Here is a 16,970-nt window from a genome sequence, read left to right as displayed (position 1 = left end):
CTACATCCCGGCCAGGCGCGAGAGCGAGAATCCGATCACCGCGATCAGCCCGCCCAGGATGTAGCCGATCAGGATGATCAACCGCAGCTCGCGGTTGATCACGCCGCGGATCAGCTCCTCCAGTCGCTCGAAGCTGAACGCCAGCACCTTGCGCTCCACCATCGCCTGCACGTCCAGCCGCTGGATCAGGCCCGGCAACTGCCCCTCGATCAGCTCCCAGATCGCCGGCGCGAACGTGGCGCCCAACCGGGTGGAACTGTCCGGCGGGAGCCATCGCCCCGGGCGCCCCAGCGGCTTGTCCAGCACCCGCTGGACGGCCGACCGCGCCGCGTCCTCCACCAGCTCGCGCGAGCGCGGCGTCCGCGCGGCCGACACGATCCAGTCGGTGAACGTGTCGTCATCGAGCGGCGCCAGCAGATCACCCCACGTCTTCTGCTCGGCGCGGGCGAGCGCCGCGTCCAGCTTCTCCACCAGCAGCCCCCGCGTCTCCCCGGCGCGCAACACCCGCAGCAGTCCGCTCGATACCGTGTCCATCACCGCCAGCGCCCGCTCGCTGTCGGGCGCGCCCACGATCTCGGCCAGCGGCTTGGCCAGGTACGACGTGATCGCCTCGTGCACGGCCGCCGTGATCCGCTCGCGCACCGCCGGATCCTCGAGCAACTCGCCCAACTGCTCGGCGCCCTCCTTCTCCACCGAGTCCAGCGCCTTGTCCAGCGTGCGCTCGGTCACCACCAGCTTGGCGATCACCCGCTCGTGGAACTTGAGATCCTGCACGAACCGCGAGAACAGCCCGTGCAGCCGCACCCGGATGCGCTCCCGCGCGCCGGGATCGCGCAGCACGCCGCCCAGCTTCTCCACGGCAATCGGCAGGTAGGCTTCGATGCCCCCGTCGATCGCCGACACGAACGCCGGTGGCACCTGGTCCATGAGCGGTTCGGTGGACGCGAGCATCGCCCGGCCCCGCCGCTGCACGTAGTCGCGCACGCCGCGCTCCAGCTCGTCCGACTGCGAGAACTCCTCCGTCCACTGCGCCGCCCTGGCCGTGATCGCGGCCCGCCGTTCCGCCGTGAGCACGTTGCCCACCAGGCGATCGCGCAATTCGGCGCGCCGCCGCGCCACGAACGTCCGCGCCCGCTCCTCGAACTCCGGCGACTCCACGAAGTCGGCCAGCCGCTCCACCACGATCGGAACCCCCGCCATCAGCACCCGCTCCACCTCGAGCAGCACCGAGGGCGGCAGCACCTCGCGCAACGATCCCCGCTCGGTGTCGAGCACGTGGCCCACCACCAGCGCCAGCGTCTCGTCCAGCTTCTCGCGCACGCCGGCCCGCGTGAGCTCGGCCATGATGTCGGGCGGCGTGAGCAGGCGCTCGCCCACCGTGCGTCCCAGACTGCGCGCCAGCCGCGCCTGGTTCTTGGGGATCGCGCCCTGGAACCCCAGCACCTTGCGGCGCGGATGGAACAGCATCCACACCGCCACCGTGTCCGACGCGCCGCCGGCAATCGTGCCGATGGTCACGTGCACGGCAAACTGGAGCCACGGATTTTTGGGATCGAGCATCACGGACCCGGCCGGCCCTTACGGCGCGTCGGCGGCGAGCGACTCTCCCGACGAGGGCGTCTCGCGCGACGTCCCGTCGCCGGACCGCCGCCGCGGGGGACGCGCCCGCCGGCCTTCCGGGTCGAGCAGCGCGAGCTGCAGCACCTGGTCCATGCGATCCACGAAGGTGAACGCCATGTGCTGGCGCACCTCCGGCGGCACGTCGCGCAGATCCTTCTCGTTGGCCTTGGGCAGGATCACCTCGCGCAGCCCCGACCGGTACGCCGCCAGCACCTTCTCCTTCACGCCGCCGATCTCCAGCACCTTGCCGCGCAGCGTCACCTCGCCCGTCATCGCCAGGTCGCGCCGCACCGGCCGCTGGCTCAGCACGCTCGCGATCGCCAGCGTGATCGTGATCCCCGCGCTCGGGCCGTCCTTGGGGATCGCCCCCGCCGGCAGATGGATGTGCAGGTCGTGCTCCTTGAACGTGGAATCGGCGATCGCGAGCTGGCTGGCCCGCGATCGAACGTACGAGTGCGCCGCGTCCACGGATTCACGCATCACGTCGCCCAACTGCCCGGTCACCGTCAGCCGCCCCGAGCCCGGCATGCGCAGCGCCTCGATCACGATCAGGTCGCCCCCGCTCGCCGTCCACGCCAGCCCCGTCACCACCCCCACCTCCGGCTCCTGCTCGGCGGGTTCGGTCACGTAGTGCGGCACCCCCAGCAGCGCCTCCACCCGCCCCTCGTCGATCACCCACGCGCCCTCTTCACCCTCCGCCTTGCGCCGCGCCCGCTTGCGCAGGATCGCCGCCAGATTGCGCTCGAAATTGCGCAGCCCCGCCTCGCGCGAGTAGCGGTTGGAGATGAAGCTCAGCGATTCGTCCGTGAACTGGATGTCCACCTCGCCCAGCCCGTGCTCGCCCAGCAGCTTGGGCACCAGGTAGCGCCACGCGATCTCGACTTTCTCCTCCACGGTGTAGCCCGCGATCTTGATGACCTCCATGCGGTCGCGCAACGGGCCCGGGATGTCGAACAGGTTGTTCGCCGTGCAGATGAACAGCGCCGACGACAGGTCGAACGCCAGATTGAGGTAGTGATCCGTGAACGTCCTGTTCTGCATCGGATCCAGCACCTCGAGCATCGCCGCCGCCGGATCGCCCGACGGCCCGCCCCCCGACATCTTGTCGATCTCGTCGATCATCAGGATCGGGTCGTTCACCTGCACGCGGCGCAGCGCCTGCAGGATCAGCCCCGGCATCGCCCCCACGTATGTGCGCCGGTGCCCGCGGATCTCCGCCTCGTCGCGCACGCCGCCCACCGAGATCCGGTAGCACGCCCGCCCGATCGCCGCCCCGATCGCCTCGCCCAGCGACGTCTTGCCCGTGCCCGGGGGCCCCACGAAACAGAGGATCGGTCCCTGCGAGGCCCCGCCGCGCAGCTTGCGCACGGCCAGGAATTCGAGAATCCGCTCCTTGGCCTCGTCCAGCCCGTAATGCCGCGCGTCCAGCGCCTCCTGCACCTTGGCCAACTCGATCTCGTGACGGCCCGAATTTGTGCTCCACGGCAGCGCCAGCAGCCAATCGAGGTAGGTGCGCACTACCTGATACTCGCTCGATGCCGGCGCCAGCATCCGCAGCCGCTCCGCCTCGCGCTTCGCCTCCACCAGCGCCTTCTCCGGCAGCCCCGCGTCCTCGATGCGCTTGAGCAGATCCAGCACGTCCTTCTCGTTCGGATCGGCTTCGCCCAACTCGCTCTGGATCGCCCGCAGCTGCTGGCGCAGGTAGAACTCGCGCTGGTGCTCCTCGATCTTCACCTCGGTCTGCTTCTTCACGTCCTCCATCACGCGCGCCCGCGCCACCTCGCGCTCCAGCCGCGTGAGCACAAACCGCAGCCGCTGCCCCACGTCCAACCGCTGCAATACCTCGTCGCGGTCGGCGATGCGGAAGCTCAGGTTCGTGGCCGCCAGATCGGCAAATCGCCCCGGGTCCGCCACGTTCATCCGCAGGATCGACGGCACGTCCGCCGAGATCTTCTCCACCAGGTCGGCCAGCGTCTCCGCCGAGGCGATCACGCGCGTGATCAGCTCGCGCCCATCGCCCGCGTCCACCGGCGTCTCGGCGGCGTCGCGGACGATCGCCACCGGATACGGCTCGGTCTGCTGGATGCCCTCGATCAGAATGCGCTGCATCCCCTGGAGCGTTATCTGCACCGTGTTCCCGGGCAGGTTGATCCGCTCGTGCACCCGCGCCGCCACCCCGATCCGGTTCACCAGCGTCTCGGTGTCCAGCGGATCCTCGGCCTCTCCCGTCGCCACCACCAGCGCCACCACCACCCCGGGCTCGGGGTTCTCGTTCAACAGCGAGAGGTTCTCGGGGGCGCCCATCTGCACGGCGATGGTGCCGTGGGGGAAGACGATCGTGGACCGCAACGCCATGAGCGGCAGCGTGCGCGGTAACAGCGCGTCGAAGAGGTCTTCCTGCCGAGAGACCTTGGGCATTCGCCTCACAGGGTGGGATGCGAGTCGGACGGCGGAGTCGGATGGGCGCGCCAGGCCCTGCGCCACAGTCCGTTCCCTTGTCTTAAATCATAACAGCATCTAGGTTTAAGGGCTATGTTCGATGAGCTGAGTGCCAAGCTGGAATCCGCGTTCTCGCGCCTCCGTGGGCGCGGGGTGCTGTCCGACGCCGACATCAAAGAAGGGCTGCGTGAAATCCGGCGCGTCCTCCTCGAAGCCGACGTCAATTTCCAGCTCACGCGTGAGTTCCTCGAACGGGTAGAGAAAAAGGCCGTCGGCGTCAGCCAACTCCGCACCGTCTCGCCCGCCCAACAGCTCGTGAAGATCGTCCACGACGAACTCACGACCATGCTCGGCGAGCGCCGCGAAGGGCTCAAGCTCAGCTCCGTGCCGCCCACGGTCGTCATGATGGTGGGTTTGCAGGGATCCGGCAAGACGACCACCGCCGCCAAGTTGGCCCGCAAGCTCAAGGCCGAGGGACGCTCCGCTCGCCTCGTGGCCTGCGACGTCTACCGCCCCGCCGCCATCGACCAGCTCGAAACCCTCGGCCGCGAACTCGACGTCCCCGTCTACGCCGACCGCACCACCACCGACGTCGTCAAGATCGCCACCGCCGGCCTCGACCAGGCCCGCCGCGCCCGCGACCGCGTGGTGCTGGTGGATACCGCCGGCCGGCTGCAGATCGACGACGACATGATGGCCGAGCTCGTCCGCCTCAAGCACGCCATCCACCCCGACGAGATCCTGCTCGTCGCCGACGGCATGACCGGCCAGGACGCCGTGCGCATCGCCCAGGGCTTCGACGAGAAACTCGGCGTCACCGGCGTCATCCTCACCAAGATGGACGGCGACGCCCGCGGCGGCGCCGCCCTCTCCATCTACGGCGTCACCAAGAAGCCCATCAAGTACGTGGGCGTGGGCGAGAAGACCGACGCCCTGGAAGAGTTCCACCCCGACCGCATGGCCGGCCGCATCCTCCAGCAGGGCGACATCGTCACCCTGGTCGAGAAGGCGCAGACGGCGTTCGATGCCGACGAGGCCAAGAAGCTCGAGAAGAAGGTGCGCAAGGAAGGCATGGACCTCACCGACTTCCTCGCCGCCATGAAACAGATCGAGAAGCTCGGCCCCCTCGAGGGCGTCCTCAAGCTGCTGCCCGGCGTCAATACCAAGATGCTCAAGCAGGCCAAGGAGGCCGACCCCCGGCGGATGAAACACCTCGAGGCGATCGTCCTCTCCATGACCCTCGCCGAGCGCAGGGACCCGGGCCTCATGAACGGCTCGCGGCGCGCCCGCGTGGCCAAGGGCAGCGGGCGGTCCATCTCCGAGGTCAACCGCCTGCTCGACCAGTTCCGCGAAATGCGCAAGATGATGAAGAAGGCCTCGGCCGGCGGCGGGTTCCGCCCCGGCATGTTCGGCATGCGATAGATTATTGGTAGGTCGTACCACCGGGTGCGGCCGGGAAATTCCCGGCGCGCGAGGAGCCCGAAGCAGTGCCATTCACGTGTGAGAGGAGCGTACCACCATGGCCGTCAAGATCCGCCTGCGCCGCACCGGCCGCAGCAAGCAGCCCTACTACCGTATCGTCATCGCCGACTCCCGCAGTCCGCGCGACGGCCGGTTCATCGAGATCATCGGGCAGTACGCGCCGCGCCAGGGCGAGACGGCGCTCAATCTCAAGACCGATCGCGTGAATCACTGGCTCGACAACGGCGCCCAGCCCACCGACACGGTGCGCTCGCTGCTCCGCAAGGCCGGCGTCCTCAAGACGCGCCACGAGGCGCGGCTCGCCGAGAAGCTCAAGGCCAGCGCCGTCGCCGTCGACGCGCCCACCGAGAGCTAGCCCGCCAGGCACGGCATCGGGACATGACCACGCCCGAGTTCCTCATCGTCGGGCGGGTTCGCAAGGCACACGGCATTCACGGCGAACTCGTCGTCGAGCCGATCACCGACGGGCCGGACGCGATCTTCGCGCCCGGCCGTCGCGTTCTTGCGGGCACGCATACCGGGGAGCTGCCCGCCCACCCCCGCGAGCTCCACGTGAGCACGGTGCGCCCCATGGGCGACGGCTTCCTCGTCAAATTCGACGAGGTGCCCGACCGCACCGCCGCTGACACGTGGCGCGGTCGCTACCTGCTCCTGCCCAGCGCCGAAGTGCCGCCGCCCGACGAACACGAGATCTACGTCCATGACCTGCTCGGCATGCGCGTGGTGCTCGCGTCCGGAGAGCCCGTGGGCGATGTGGAAGAGGTGTACGAACTGCCCCAGGGCCTCGCCCTCGACATCCGCCGCGCCCGCGGCACCGTCATGGTCCCGTTCGACGACCGCGTCGTGACCGCCGTGGACCGCGAGGCGCGCCTCATCACCATCGATCCGCCCGCCGGGTTGCTCGACTGATGCTCCGCGTCAACGTCGTCACCATCTTCCCCGACTTCTTCGCCGGCCCTCTCGGGCTCAGCATCCCGGCGCGCGCCAGGGCCGCCGGCAGCGTGGAGTACCGCGTGGCCGACCTCCGCGACTACACGCACGACCGCCATCGCACGGTGGACGACTATCCGTACGGCGGTGGGGCGGGGATGGTCATGAAGCCCGGACCGTTCTTCGAAGCGGTCGAAGCGCTCGAGGCCCGGGCCCCGATCGTGCTCGTCTCGGCGCGCGGCCGGCAGTTCACGCACGCCGATGCGGCGCGCTTTGCCGCGGGCTCCGAGCTCACCGTCCTCTGCGGCCACTACAAGGACGTGGATCAGCGGGTGGCCGACCACCTGGCCACCGAGGAGCTGTCGCTCGGCCCGTTCGTGCTCAGCGGAGGCGAGCCGGCCGCGCTGGCCATCATCGACGCCACGGTGCGGCTCCTGCCCGGCGCGATGTCCGATCACGACAGCGCCCGCACCGACTCGTTCTACGACGACGCGGGCTTGAGCGCCCCCAGCTACACCCGCCCGCCGGAATTTCGAGGGCTGGCCGTGCCCGAAGTCCTGCTCTCCGGCGACCACAAGCGCATCGCCGAATGGCGCCGCGCCGAGGGCGCGCGGCTCACCAGGCACGCCGACGACCGCGACCGCGGGTCCTCCGAGGAATAGTCGCTGGCCTGGCGCACTGGCGTGGATCGCCCTGGTGGTTTAATTTTGCTAGTCTGCGCCCGATAACTCGATATTTCACGGGCCCTTAGCCCGGAGTGACATATGCACGCGTTCATCGAAACCCAAAAAGAATGGATCCGCACCGACCTGCCCGCCTTCCGTCCCGGCGACACGCTCCGCGTGAATGTCCGCGTCAAGGAAGGCGATAAGGAGCGCATCCAGGCGTTCGAAGGCGTGTGCATCGCGCGTCGCGGCGCTGGTGTGAGCGAGACGTTCACCGTCCGCAAGATCTCCAACGGCGTGGGCGTGGAGCGCATCTTCCCCGTGCACAGTCCGATGATCGGCGATCTCGTGATCGTGCGCCGCGGCCGCGTGCGTCGCGCCAAGCTGTACTATCTGCGCCACCTCACCGGCAAGGCCACGCGCATCAAAGAGCGCAAGGCCAAGGTGGCGGTTCCGGTCACGGGTTCCGCCGAGGCCGAGTGACCGATGGCGGCCGGCGGTGACCGCCAGGCGGCCCGCGGCCGGCGTCACCGTTGGAGCCCGCTCGAACGCGAACTCCGGCAGACCATAGGCCCGCTCATCGCGGGCGTGGATGAAGTGGGACGGGGCCCCCTCGCGGGCCCCGTCGTCGCATGCGCGGTGGTCATGCCCCCGGCACTCCGCGCCATCGCCGGCGTCGACGACTCCAAGCAGCTCTCGGCGCGCGACCGCGAGCGACTGGCCGCGCTGATCCGCGAGCGGGCCCTGGCCGTGGCCCTCGGCGCCGCCAGCGTGCGCGAGATCGACGAGATCAACATCTACAAGGCCACCGTGCTGGCCATGCGCCGCGCGCTCGCGCGACTGACCGTGCTGCCCGACCACGTGATCGTGGACGGCAAGCCCATCCGCACCCTCGGCGTGCCGCACACCGCCGTCGTGGGTGGCGACGGCCGGTGCTACAGCGTGGCGTGCGCGTCGATCGTGGCCAAGGTCACCAGGGACCGGCTCATGCGGTCGCTGGCCCGCCGGCACCCGCTCTACCACTGGGAGCGCAACGTGGGCTACGGTACGCCGGCCCATATGGAGGCGCTCTGGGTGCACGGCGCCACGGTGCACCACCGGCGGTCGTTTCTTCCGCGAGAGCAGGGCGAGATCTTCGGGTAGCCGGATGTTGGTGGGCACCAATACGGCGCGATACAGGTGTTCCGTCCGCAACTCATTGCCCTGCATCCTATTATGAAATTCGCGCCGGGAATGCAGCCATAATCTGGCCAGACATCCCATAGGATGACATGTGACGCTTGGCTCCCATTGGATGGTTAGCCATCGGGACATTGCAGGTATCAACGCCGTGCGTGGTCCTGCGAGTCGCTCTTTCCCGCCCTTACGAGACACCAGTTTCGGTCTCGGCTCTCCGCCAAGCATTACCCCCCCACCCGCCACCCACCCGGGCGGCGTCTACCGGAGGATTACCATGCGTTTGGGACGCTGGAAGCTGTTCGCGGCCGGTGCGGCCGCGCTACTCCTGATGGTCACCGCGTCGTCCGTGAAGGCACAGGGTACCGTGACCGGACGCGTTACGGCCACCGGTACGAACGAACCGCTCAGTGACAGCCGCGTGATGCTCGCGGGAACGAGCCTCCGGACGGTAACCGGAGCGGACGGCCGATATACGCTCCGGGACGTACCGGCGGGCGCGGTCGAGGTTCGCGTCATTCGCGTGGGCTACCGCGAACTCAAGAAGCCGGTCACCGTCGTCACCGGTGAGACCGCGACGCTGGACTTCTCGATGACGCAGGCGGTCGTCCAGCTGTCGGAGATCGTCACCACCGCCACGGGTGAACAACGGCGCGTGGAGATCGGAAACTCGGTGTCCACCCTGGGCAACGTGGACCAGAAGGTCGAGACCACGCCGGTCAACAACCTGGCCGACCTGATGGTGGCCAAGTCGCCGGGCGTGGTGGTGCTGCCGGGCGCAATGACGGGCTCGGCGCCCACGGTCCGCATCCGCGGCATCGGCTCGCTGGCCACCGCCGGCAGCGGCATCAGCAACGACCCGATCTACGTGATCGACGGCGTGCGCATGAACACGAGCACGCTCAACCTGGGCACGGGCGGCACGAGCGCCAGCCTGCTCAACGACCTCGATCCCAACGAGATCCAGGACGTGGAGATCGTGAAGGGGCCGTCGGCGGCTACGCTGTATGGCACCGACGCCGCCAACGGCGTGATCGTGATCACCACCAAGCGGGGCCGGGCGGGCGCCACGCGCTGGTCCTGGTTCGGCGAGCAGGGCGCGGTGGACGATCGGAACAAGTATCCCACCACCTACGCCACGTGGGGGCACAGCGCCACCACCGGCACCCTGCAGCGCTGCACGCTCGTCAGCCAGAGCCTGGGTAGTTGCGTGGCCGACAGCCTCACCTCGTTCAACGTGCTGACCAATCCGGCCACCACGCCGTTCACGGTCGGCAACCGGAACATGTACGGCATGCAGACCAGCGGCGGCTCCGACCAGGTGCGGTTCTTCGTGAGCGGCGACGTCCAGAACGAGATCGGGCCGATCACGATGCCCAAGTTCGCGCAGGCCACCCTGGTGGACACCATGGGCACGCCGATGCGCGACGAATGGCTGCACCCGGAGCAGTTCCAGTCGTACAACCTGCGCACGAACCTGAGCGCCAGTCTCTCGCCCAGATTCGATCTCACGATGACCGCCGGGTATTCCAATACCAACCAGCGGCTCCCGCAGACGGACAACAACACCTACAGCTTCATCTACAGCGCCCTCAACAACCCGGGCTTCAATCACAGCGGCCTGGGTTACAACGAACTCGGCTCGCTCGGCGAGTTCCGCAACGGGTACGGCGGCTTCAGCCCGGCGCAGACGTTCCAGGTGTACCATGCCAACGGGACGCAGCGCTTCATCGGCTCGGCCGACGCGCAGTGGCGTCCGTTCTCCTGGATGACCAACCAGGGCACGGCCGGCATCGATCTGGCCAACAACGACGAGATCCAGATCTGCCGGTTCGGTGAGTGCCCCAACTCGGGTACGCAGCGCCAGGGCAGCGTCAGCCAGACCCAGACCAACTTCCGTAACGTCTCGGCCAAGCTGGTGAGCAACTCGCACTGGCAGGCGCGGTCCAACCTGATCGTGACCACCACGGTCGGCGCCGACTACACCAACGGCGAAACCGACGGCGTCTTCGGCAGCGGCACCAACCTTCCGCCGGGCGCGCAGACGGTTGGCGCGGCGGCCACCAAGAACGCCGGCAACACGTTGCAGACCGTGAACAAGACGCTCGGCGTGTACGTGCAGGAAGAGGCGGCGTTCCGCGATCGGATGTTCCTCACCGTCGCCGCCCGTACCGACCAGAACAGCTCGTTCGGCACGCAGTTCCAGCGCATCGTCTATCCCAAGGCGAGCCTCTCGTGGATCATCTCCGACGAGCGCTTCTTCCCCAAGTACTCGTGGCTCAACCAGTTCCGGCTGCGTAGTGCGTACGGCGCCTCGGGCGTGTCGCCCGGCGGCACGGTAGCCCTGCGCACCTACGCCGCGCAGACGGCCAACATCGCCGCCATCGCCGGCACCACCAATAGCGCCGACCTGCCGGGCCTCCTTGCGGCGGCCCTCGGCAACCCGAACCTCAAGCCGGAACGTTCGGCGGAATTCGAAGGTGGATTCGAGGCCACGGTGGTCGACAACCGCGCGCACCTGAGCTTCACCTACTACAACAAGCAGACGCACGACGCGCTGATCAGTCAGCAGCTCGCCGCGTCGTCCGGCGCCTCGTCGTTGTCGGTGCTCAAGAACCTGGCGTCGGTTGAGAACTCGGGCCTCGAGCTCGAGGTCGACGCGTCGCTCATCGACACGCGCGCGCTGGGCTGGGACGTGACCGTCTCCGCGTCGCACAACAGCAACAAGATCCTGTCGCTCGGCAAGGATCCCAGCGGCAAGCCCAACCTGACCATCGGCACCGGCGTGTATCGCGATTCGGTCGGACTGCCCGTGAACGCGGCGTTCTCGCGGCCGTACACCTTTGCCGACTCGAACCACGACGGCATCATCACGCCGAACGAGGTGACGGTCTCGGGGAAATACGTCTACGCCGGCTACACGGCGCCGCGTGACATCTTCTCGGTCACCAACGGCTTCGACCTGTTGAACCACAAGCTGCGCATCACGGTGCTGACCGACTACAAGGGTGGCAACATCCTGTACAACCAGTCGTACAGCTTCTATTCGCAGAACTTCTCCACCTGGTACTCGAACAACCTCAAGTCCACGTCGCTCAAGGATCAGGCGCGTGGCGTGGCCAACTCGAGCGCCAAGAACCCCACGCCGTCCAACTATGGGTTCCTGGAGAATGGCCAGTTCTGGAAGCTCCGCGAGGTCTCGGCGGCGCTGACGCTGCCGCAGGTGGTGGCCAACCGGATCCGGGCGCGCGACGCGCAGCTCGTGTTCTCGGCGCGCAATCTCCACACCTGGACTCCCTACACGGGCGTCGATCCCGAGTCGAACTATGCCACGGGCGACACCCAGACCGACTTTTCCACTCTCGCGCCGCCGACGTATTTCATCGTGCGCCTGAATCTCCACTACTAAGACCCCGTCGAGGACGATCTAACGATGAAGAAACTCAGCCATCGGGCTCGAGGGGCTACCGCGGCACTCGCGGTCGCCTGCGGCACCCTGTTCCTCGGGGCCTGTGACGTACAGAATCAACTGCTCCAGCCGCAGCAGCCGGGCGTCATCAGCCCGTCCGCCGTGACTACCGCCACCGCGGCCGACGCCCTCTACGCGGGCGCCCTGGGCCAATGGAACAAGGTGATGAACGGCAGTCCCACCAACAGCGGCAGCAACCAGGAGGCGCTGTGGAACTGGGAGGCGCTGTTCACCGACGAAATTCGCTCGGTGGATACCTTCTCGCAGCGCAACGACGACGACCAGCGCAACCTGGCCACGAACGACGTGGTGCTGACGGCCCTCTACAACGCGGCGCAGCAGGCGCGCGGGCGTGCCCGCGACGCCATCAACGCGCTGGCGACGTACGATCCGTCCGCCACCGGCAAGCAGCACGTGGGCGAGATGTATCTGATGATGGGGTACATCGAGATGGAGATGTCGGAGGCGTTCTGCAACGGCATTCCGTTCGGCGAGACGGTGAACGGCGTGCCGCAGTACACGCAGCCGCTCATGGATGCCGATGGCTTCAAGCTGGCCAGCGCCCGCATGGACACGGCGCTCACGTATCTCACGGCCTCGGACCCCGGCACGCTGAACATCAAGTACGCGGCGCTCGTGACCAAGGCGCGTGCGCAGGTGGACCTCGGCGACTTTGCCGGCGCCGCAGCCACGGTGGCGTCGGTGCCCACCAACTTCCAGTACAACTTCACGTACTCGCAGACCACCTTCGACAACGAATGGTGGGTGGAAGGGCCGAGCGTCAAGCGCTACTCGGCGGGCGACAGCGTGGACGTGGCGGGCCAGATCTTCAATGCCATCCCGTTCGCCGAGTTGAACGACCCACGGGTGTCGATCACCGATACGCACCAGAAGGCCGAGGACAACCACTCGGACTTCGTGCAGGTGAACAACTGGGGGCGCGACGATCCGACGCCGCCGCTCACGGGAATCGACGCGCAGTTGATCGTGGCCGAATCCAAGCTCCAGACCGGTGACATCGCCGGGATGATGGGCATTCTGAATGCGCTCCGCACGTCGCCGCAGGTGATCGGCGTGTTCAAGATCCCGGCCATGGCACCGTTGCCCATGCCGCCCGACAAGACCACGGCCACCAACGTGTTCTTCCGCGAGAAGGCGCTCTGGCAGTTCGAGCGCGGCTATCGGATGGACGATCTGCGCCGGCTGGTCCGGCAGTACGGCCGCACGCAGGACCAGGTCTTCCCGTCGGGCGGTTTCACGCGCAACGGCACGCCGTCCGGCCAGTTCGGCACGGAGGTTGCATTCCCGGTGCCCGATTACGAAATGACAAACCCCAACTTCCACGGCTGCATCGACAACAACGCCTGATCCTTCGGGATGGGCCGCGCGGTCGGCGGCATGATGGAACGCAGTGAGCGCGGGGGGCGACGAGGGTGTCGCCCCCCGCGTTCGTTTTCTGCGGCGTGGTCGGGCACTTCTATATGAATGATTGGCCGAATGATTGGCTGGGATCCACCGACGATTCACGCGTGCATTGATCGGCGCCCATCAAACTGGAATACCATCTCGCTCGCTCAGCCCGTGTCGCATGCATGACGCGGGCTGTCGCGTTTGCGTGACGGGGCGTTCGGCCATGCCGCGCATGCGGCGGAAGCGCGATGCGAGAAGCAACTGTATGGGCGCCACTCGTGTTGTACGCATCGCGCGACATGATGTGACGCGCCGCGATGATCTCACAGTTACTAGGTCATAGTTCGAGAGACGTCGCGCGGTGGCCATATGTGGAATCGTATTCCAAGGGCAACCATCCTTCAGCGACGATCTCCAAAGCGAAGCGCTCCACCCCCCAGGAATGGACGCTAGCAAGTACCGCGTCAGGCTCGCGAATCCGACCCACCGCTGGACATGAAGTGATGCTGCGGCAACCGACCGTTCGGTTGTCGCACGCCTAATGGCGATTGCCGTTCAGGACCGGCGCGTGACCCCCCGTCGCGCCCGGAGTTTTCGGCCGTGCCGCAAGGGGAGCGGCGATCACTGGAGGCAGACAATGCGATTGGGACGCTGGAAGCTGGTGGCGATCAATGCAGCCGCGCTTCTGCTCCTGGCGCTCAGCGGCGGTTCGCTGCGCGCTCAGGGAACGATCACGGGGCGAGTGACGGCTCAGGGCACCAACGAGCCGGTCGGCGACGCGCGCGTGACCGTCGTGGGCACGAGCGCGGCTACCGCCACGACGCAGGATGGTCGATACACGATTCGCAACGCCCCGGCGGGCGCGCACGAGGTGCGTGTGTTGCGTGTGGGCTATCAGGAACAGAAAAAGTCGGTGACGGTCACTGCCGGACAGACGGTCACGGTCGACTTCTCGCTGGCGGCGAGCGTGGTCAAACTGCAGGATGTGGTGACCACCGCCACGGGCGAGCAGCGCAAGGTGGAGCTGGGCAACGCGATCTCCACGCTGGGCGATGTGTCCAACCGCGTGGAAACGTCGACGATCACCAACCTGGCCGATCTGATGGTGGCCAAGGCGCCGGGCGTCGTCGTGCTGCCGGCCAGCATGACGGGTGCCGCGCCGGTGGTGCGCATCCGCGGCCTCAACTCGCTGTCGTTGAACAACGACCCCATCTATATCGTGGACGGCATCCGCATCAGCTCGGGCACGATCGGCGTGTCCACGGGCGGTACGTCCGAGAGCTTCCTGAACACGCTCAGCCCGGACGAGATCGAGGACGTCGAGATCGTGAAGGGTCCCTCGGCGGCCACGCTGTACGGCACCGACGCGGCCAACGGCGTGATCGTGATCACCACCAAGAAGGGGCGGGCCGGCAACACCAAGTGGACCTGGTCGGCCGAGCAGGGACAGGTCAAGGATCGCAACAATTACCCCGCGCAGTACGCGCTCTGGGGGCACAACCCCGCGAGTCCGGCCACGCAGATCCGCTGCCTGATGGCCACCAACCTGCCGGCGGGCACGTGCGTGGTGGACAGCACCACCTCGTTGAACATCCTCAGCACCCCGGGCATCACCCCGCTCACCACCGGGAATCGCAATCAGTACGGCGTGCAGATGAGCGGCGGCTCCGAGGCGGTGCGGTTCTTCGTGGGCGGGTCGCTCGAGAACGAGCTCGGCCCCCTCAAGATGCCAGACTTCTCGGTGGCGCGGTTCAACGCCGCGGGCACCCAGATCCGCGACGAGTGGATGCACCCCGAGCAGTACCAGCAGGAGAACCTCCGCGCCAACCTCACGGCTTCGCTGAGCCCCACGTTCGACCTCACGGTCAACACCGGCTTTGCCAAGACCGACCAGCGGCTGCCGCAGGTGGACAACAACAGCTTCAGCTATCTGTACAACGCGTGGAGCAACCCGGGATTCCAGCACTCCGGGCTCGGCTACAGCAACATCGGTGCCCTGGGTGAAGACAAGCACGGGTACGCGTTCTTCACGCCCGGCGACATCTTCCAGCGGCTGGTGCAGACCGGCATCCAGCGCATCACGGCGAGCACCAACGCCAGCTGGCGGCCGCTCTCGTGGATGCAGAACGACGGGACGGTGGGCATCGACCTGGCCGTGCGCGACAACCTCACGCTCTGCCGGTTCAACGAATGCCCCAACTCGGGCACCACGCGGCAGGGCTCGATCACCGACGCTCACAACAACAACCGCGACTTCACCGCCAAGGTGATGAGCACGTCCACCTGGCAGGCCCGGTCGTGGGCCAACCTCAAGAGCACCATCGGCGCGGACTACCTGAACGCTGAGAACGACGGATCCAGCGCCAGCGGCTCGCAGCTGCCGCCGGGCGCCCAGACGGTGGGCGCGGCCGCGGTGCTCAGCGCCTCCAACATCCCGGCCACGGCCGTGAAGACGCTGGGGCTGTACATCCAGGAGCAGGCATCGCTGCGCGACCGGCTGTTCGTCACCCTGGCCGTGCGCACCGACCAGAACAGCGCGTTCGGCACCAACTTCCAGCGCGTGATCTATCCCAAGGCGAGCGTCTCGTGGATCCTGTCCGACGAGTCGTTCTTCCCCAAGTTCTCGTGGCTGGACCAGTTCCGGCTGCGCAGCGCCTACGGCGCGTCGGGCGTGCAGCCCGGCGCCACGTCGTCGCTGCAGACGTTCACGGCTTCCACGGTCAACATCAACAGCGTGGACACACCAGGCCTCCGGGCCAACGCACTCGGCAACGCCAACCTCAAGCCCGAGAAATCGTCGGAGTTCGAGGGTGGGTTCGACGCGCGGATGTGGAACAGCCGCCTGAACCTGGAGCTGACGTACTACAGCAAGCAGACCAGGGACGCGCTCATCAACCTGCCGATCGCGCCCAACGCGGCGCCGTCCACCACCAGCGTGATCGCGAATATCGCGTCGGTCAAGAACGACGGCGTCGAAGCCACGGTCAATGCGCAGCTCGTGGACCTGCACCAGATCGGCTGGGACGTGACCATCACCGCCTCGCACAACAGCAACAAGGTGGTGTCGCTGGGCACCAATCCATCCACGGGAAAGCCCTATCCCACCATCGGCACCGGCTCCATCCGCGACACCATCGGCCTGCCGGTGAACGCGCTGTTCTATCGCACCTATACCTGGAGCGACGCCAACAAGGACGGCTACATCTCGACCAGCGAAGTCACCGTGAATCCGAACTTCTCGTACATGGGATCGTCGCAGCCGCGCGATATCGTGTCGCTGCAGAACGGATTCGACCTGTTGAACCGGCTGGTGCGCATCAACGTCCTGCTGGACTACAAGGGCGGCTACAGCCTGTACAACGCCACGACGTCGTTCTATTGCCAGCAGACCAACTCCTGCTACACCGAGTCCAACCAGAAGTCGGCGCTGTGGGATCAGGCGCGCCTGGTCGCGCTCCGCTACCAGAATCCGTCCACGGGCGCAGGCTACCTGGACAACGGCCAGTTCTGGCGCCTGCGCGAGGTGTCGGCGGTGGTCAATCTGCCGCGCCGCGTGACCCGCTTCCTCGGCCACGCCGAGAGCGCCAACCTCACGCTCGGCGCCCGCAACCTCCACCTGTGGACCAAGTACACGGGCGTCGATCCGGAAGAGAACTACAACAGCTCCGGCACCGGCACCGGCGACGTGCAGAACACCTTCTCGACCACGGCGCCGCCGACGTACTTCACGTTGCGCCTCAATCTCCACTACTGATTCCTTCGAGGACGATACTCTCATG

Annotated in this window: 11 protein-coding genes; 9 read left to right on the top strand and 2 right to left on the bottom strand. The window is 67.2% G+C overall.

The window, feature by feature from the left end; all coding sequences use genetic code 11:
* A complete protein-coding gene (locus VNE60_04550) occupies window positions 1-1,560 on the bottom strand; it encodes a DUF445 family protein (protein HVB30779.1) in 1,560 nt (519 codons plus the stop codon).
* An 18-nt stretch (window positions 1,561-1,578) separates the two neighbouring features.
* Entirely contained in the window at window positions 1,579-4,038 is a 2,460-nt protein-coding gene (gene lon / locus VNE60_04545) for an endopeptidase La (protein ID HVB30778.1), read from the bottom strand.
* A gap of 114 nt (window positions 4,039-4,152) precedes the next feature.
* Between lon and ffh the strand changes: the two genes are divergently transcribed.
* The 9 genes from ffh (at window position 4,153) to VNE60_04500 (ending at window position 16,945) form a co-directional block, all read left to right on the top strand.
* Window positions 4,153-5,481: a signal recognition particle protein gene (ffh, locus tag VNE60_04540; GenBank protein HVB30777.1), complete on the top strand. Its 1,329-nt coding sequence runs from the start codon at window positions 4,153-4,155 to the stop codon at window positions 5,479-5,481.
* Between the two features lie 97 nt (window positions 5,482-5,578).
* Entirely contained in the window at window positions 5,579-5,896 is a 318-nt protein-coding gene (rpsP, locus tag VNE60_04535) for a 30S ribosomal protein S16 (GenBank protein HVB30776.1), read from the top strand.
* 23 nt (window positions 5,897-5,919) lie between these two features.
* A complete protein-coding gene (gene rimM / locus VNE60_04530; GenBank protein ID HVB30775.1) occupies window positions 5,920-6,450 on the top strand; it encodes a ribosome maturation factor RimM in 531 nt (176 codons plus the stop codon).
* Window positions 6,450-7,133: a tRNA (guanosine(37)-N1)-methyltransferase TrmD gene (gene trmD, locus VNE60_04525; protein ID HVB30774.1), complete on the top strand. Its 684-nt coding sequence runs from the start codon at window positions 6,450-6,452 to the stop codon at window positions 7,131-7,133. The genes rimM and trmD overlap by 1 nt, the downstream gene beginning before the upstream one ends.
* A gap of 102 nt (window positions 7,134-7,235) precedes the next feature.
* A complete protein-coding gene (gene rplS, locus VNE60_04520; GenBank protein HVB30773.1) occupies window positions 7,236-7,619 on the top strand; it encodes a 50S ribosomal protein L19 in 384 nt (127 codons plus the stop codon).
* Between the two features lie 3 nt (window positions 7,620-7,622).
* A complete protein-coding gene (locus tag VNE60_04515) occupies window positions 7,623-8,279 on the top strand; it encodes a ribonuclease HII (GenBank protein HVB30772.1) in 657 nt (218 codons plus the stop codon).
* 310 nt (window positions 8,280-8,589) lie between these two features.
* Entirely contained in the window at window positions 8,590-11,721 is a 3,132-nt protein-coding gene (locus tag VNE60_04510) for a SusC/RagA family TonB-linked outer membrane protein (GenBank protein ID HVB30771.1), read from the top strand.
* Window positions 11,722-11,745: 24 nt separating this feature from the next.
* Entirely contained in the window at window positions 11,746-13,149 is a 1,404-nt protein-coding gene (locus tag VNE60_04505) for a hypothetical protein (GenBank protein HVB30770.1), read from the top strand.
* 679 nt (window positions 13,150-13,828) lie between these two features.
* Complete coding sequence (locus VNE60_04500; protein HVB30769.1) at window positions 13,829-16,945, top strand: SusC/RagA family TonB-linked outer membrane protein; 3,117 nt, start codon at window positions 13,829-13,831, stop codon at window positions 16,943-16,945.
* Window positions 16,946-16,970: the final 25 nt, after the last annotated feature.

This window comes from Gemmatimonadaceae bacterium, assembly GCA_035533755.1.
Lineage (GTDB): Bacteria > Gemmatimonadota > Gemmatimonadetes > Gemmatimonadales > Gemmatimonadaceae > JAGWRI01.
The sequence above is the reverse complement of the archived record's forward strand: the minus strand, read 5'-3'. Positions and strand labels throughout refer to the sequence as shown.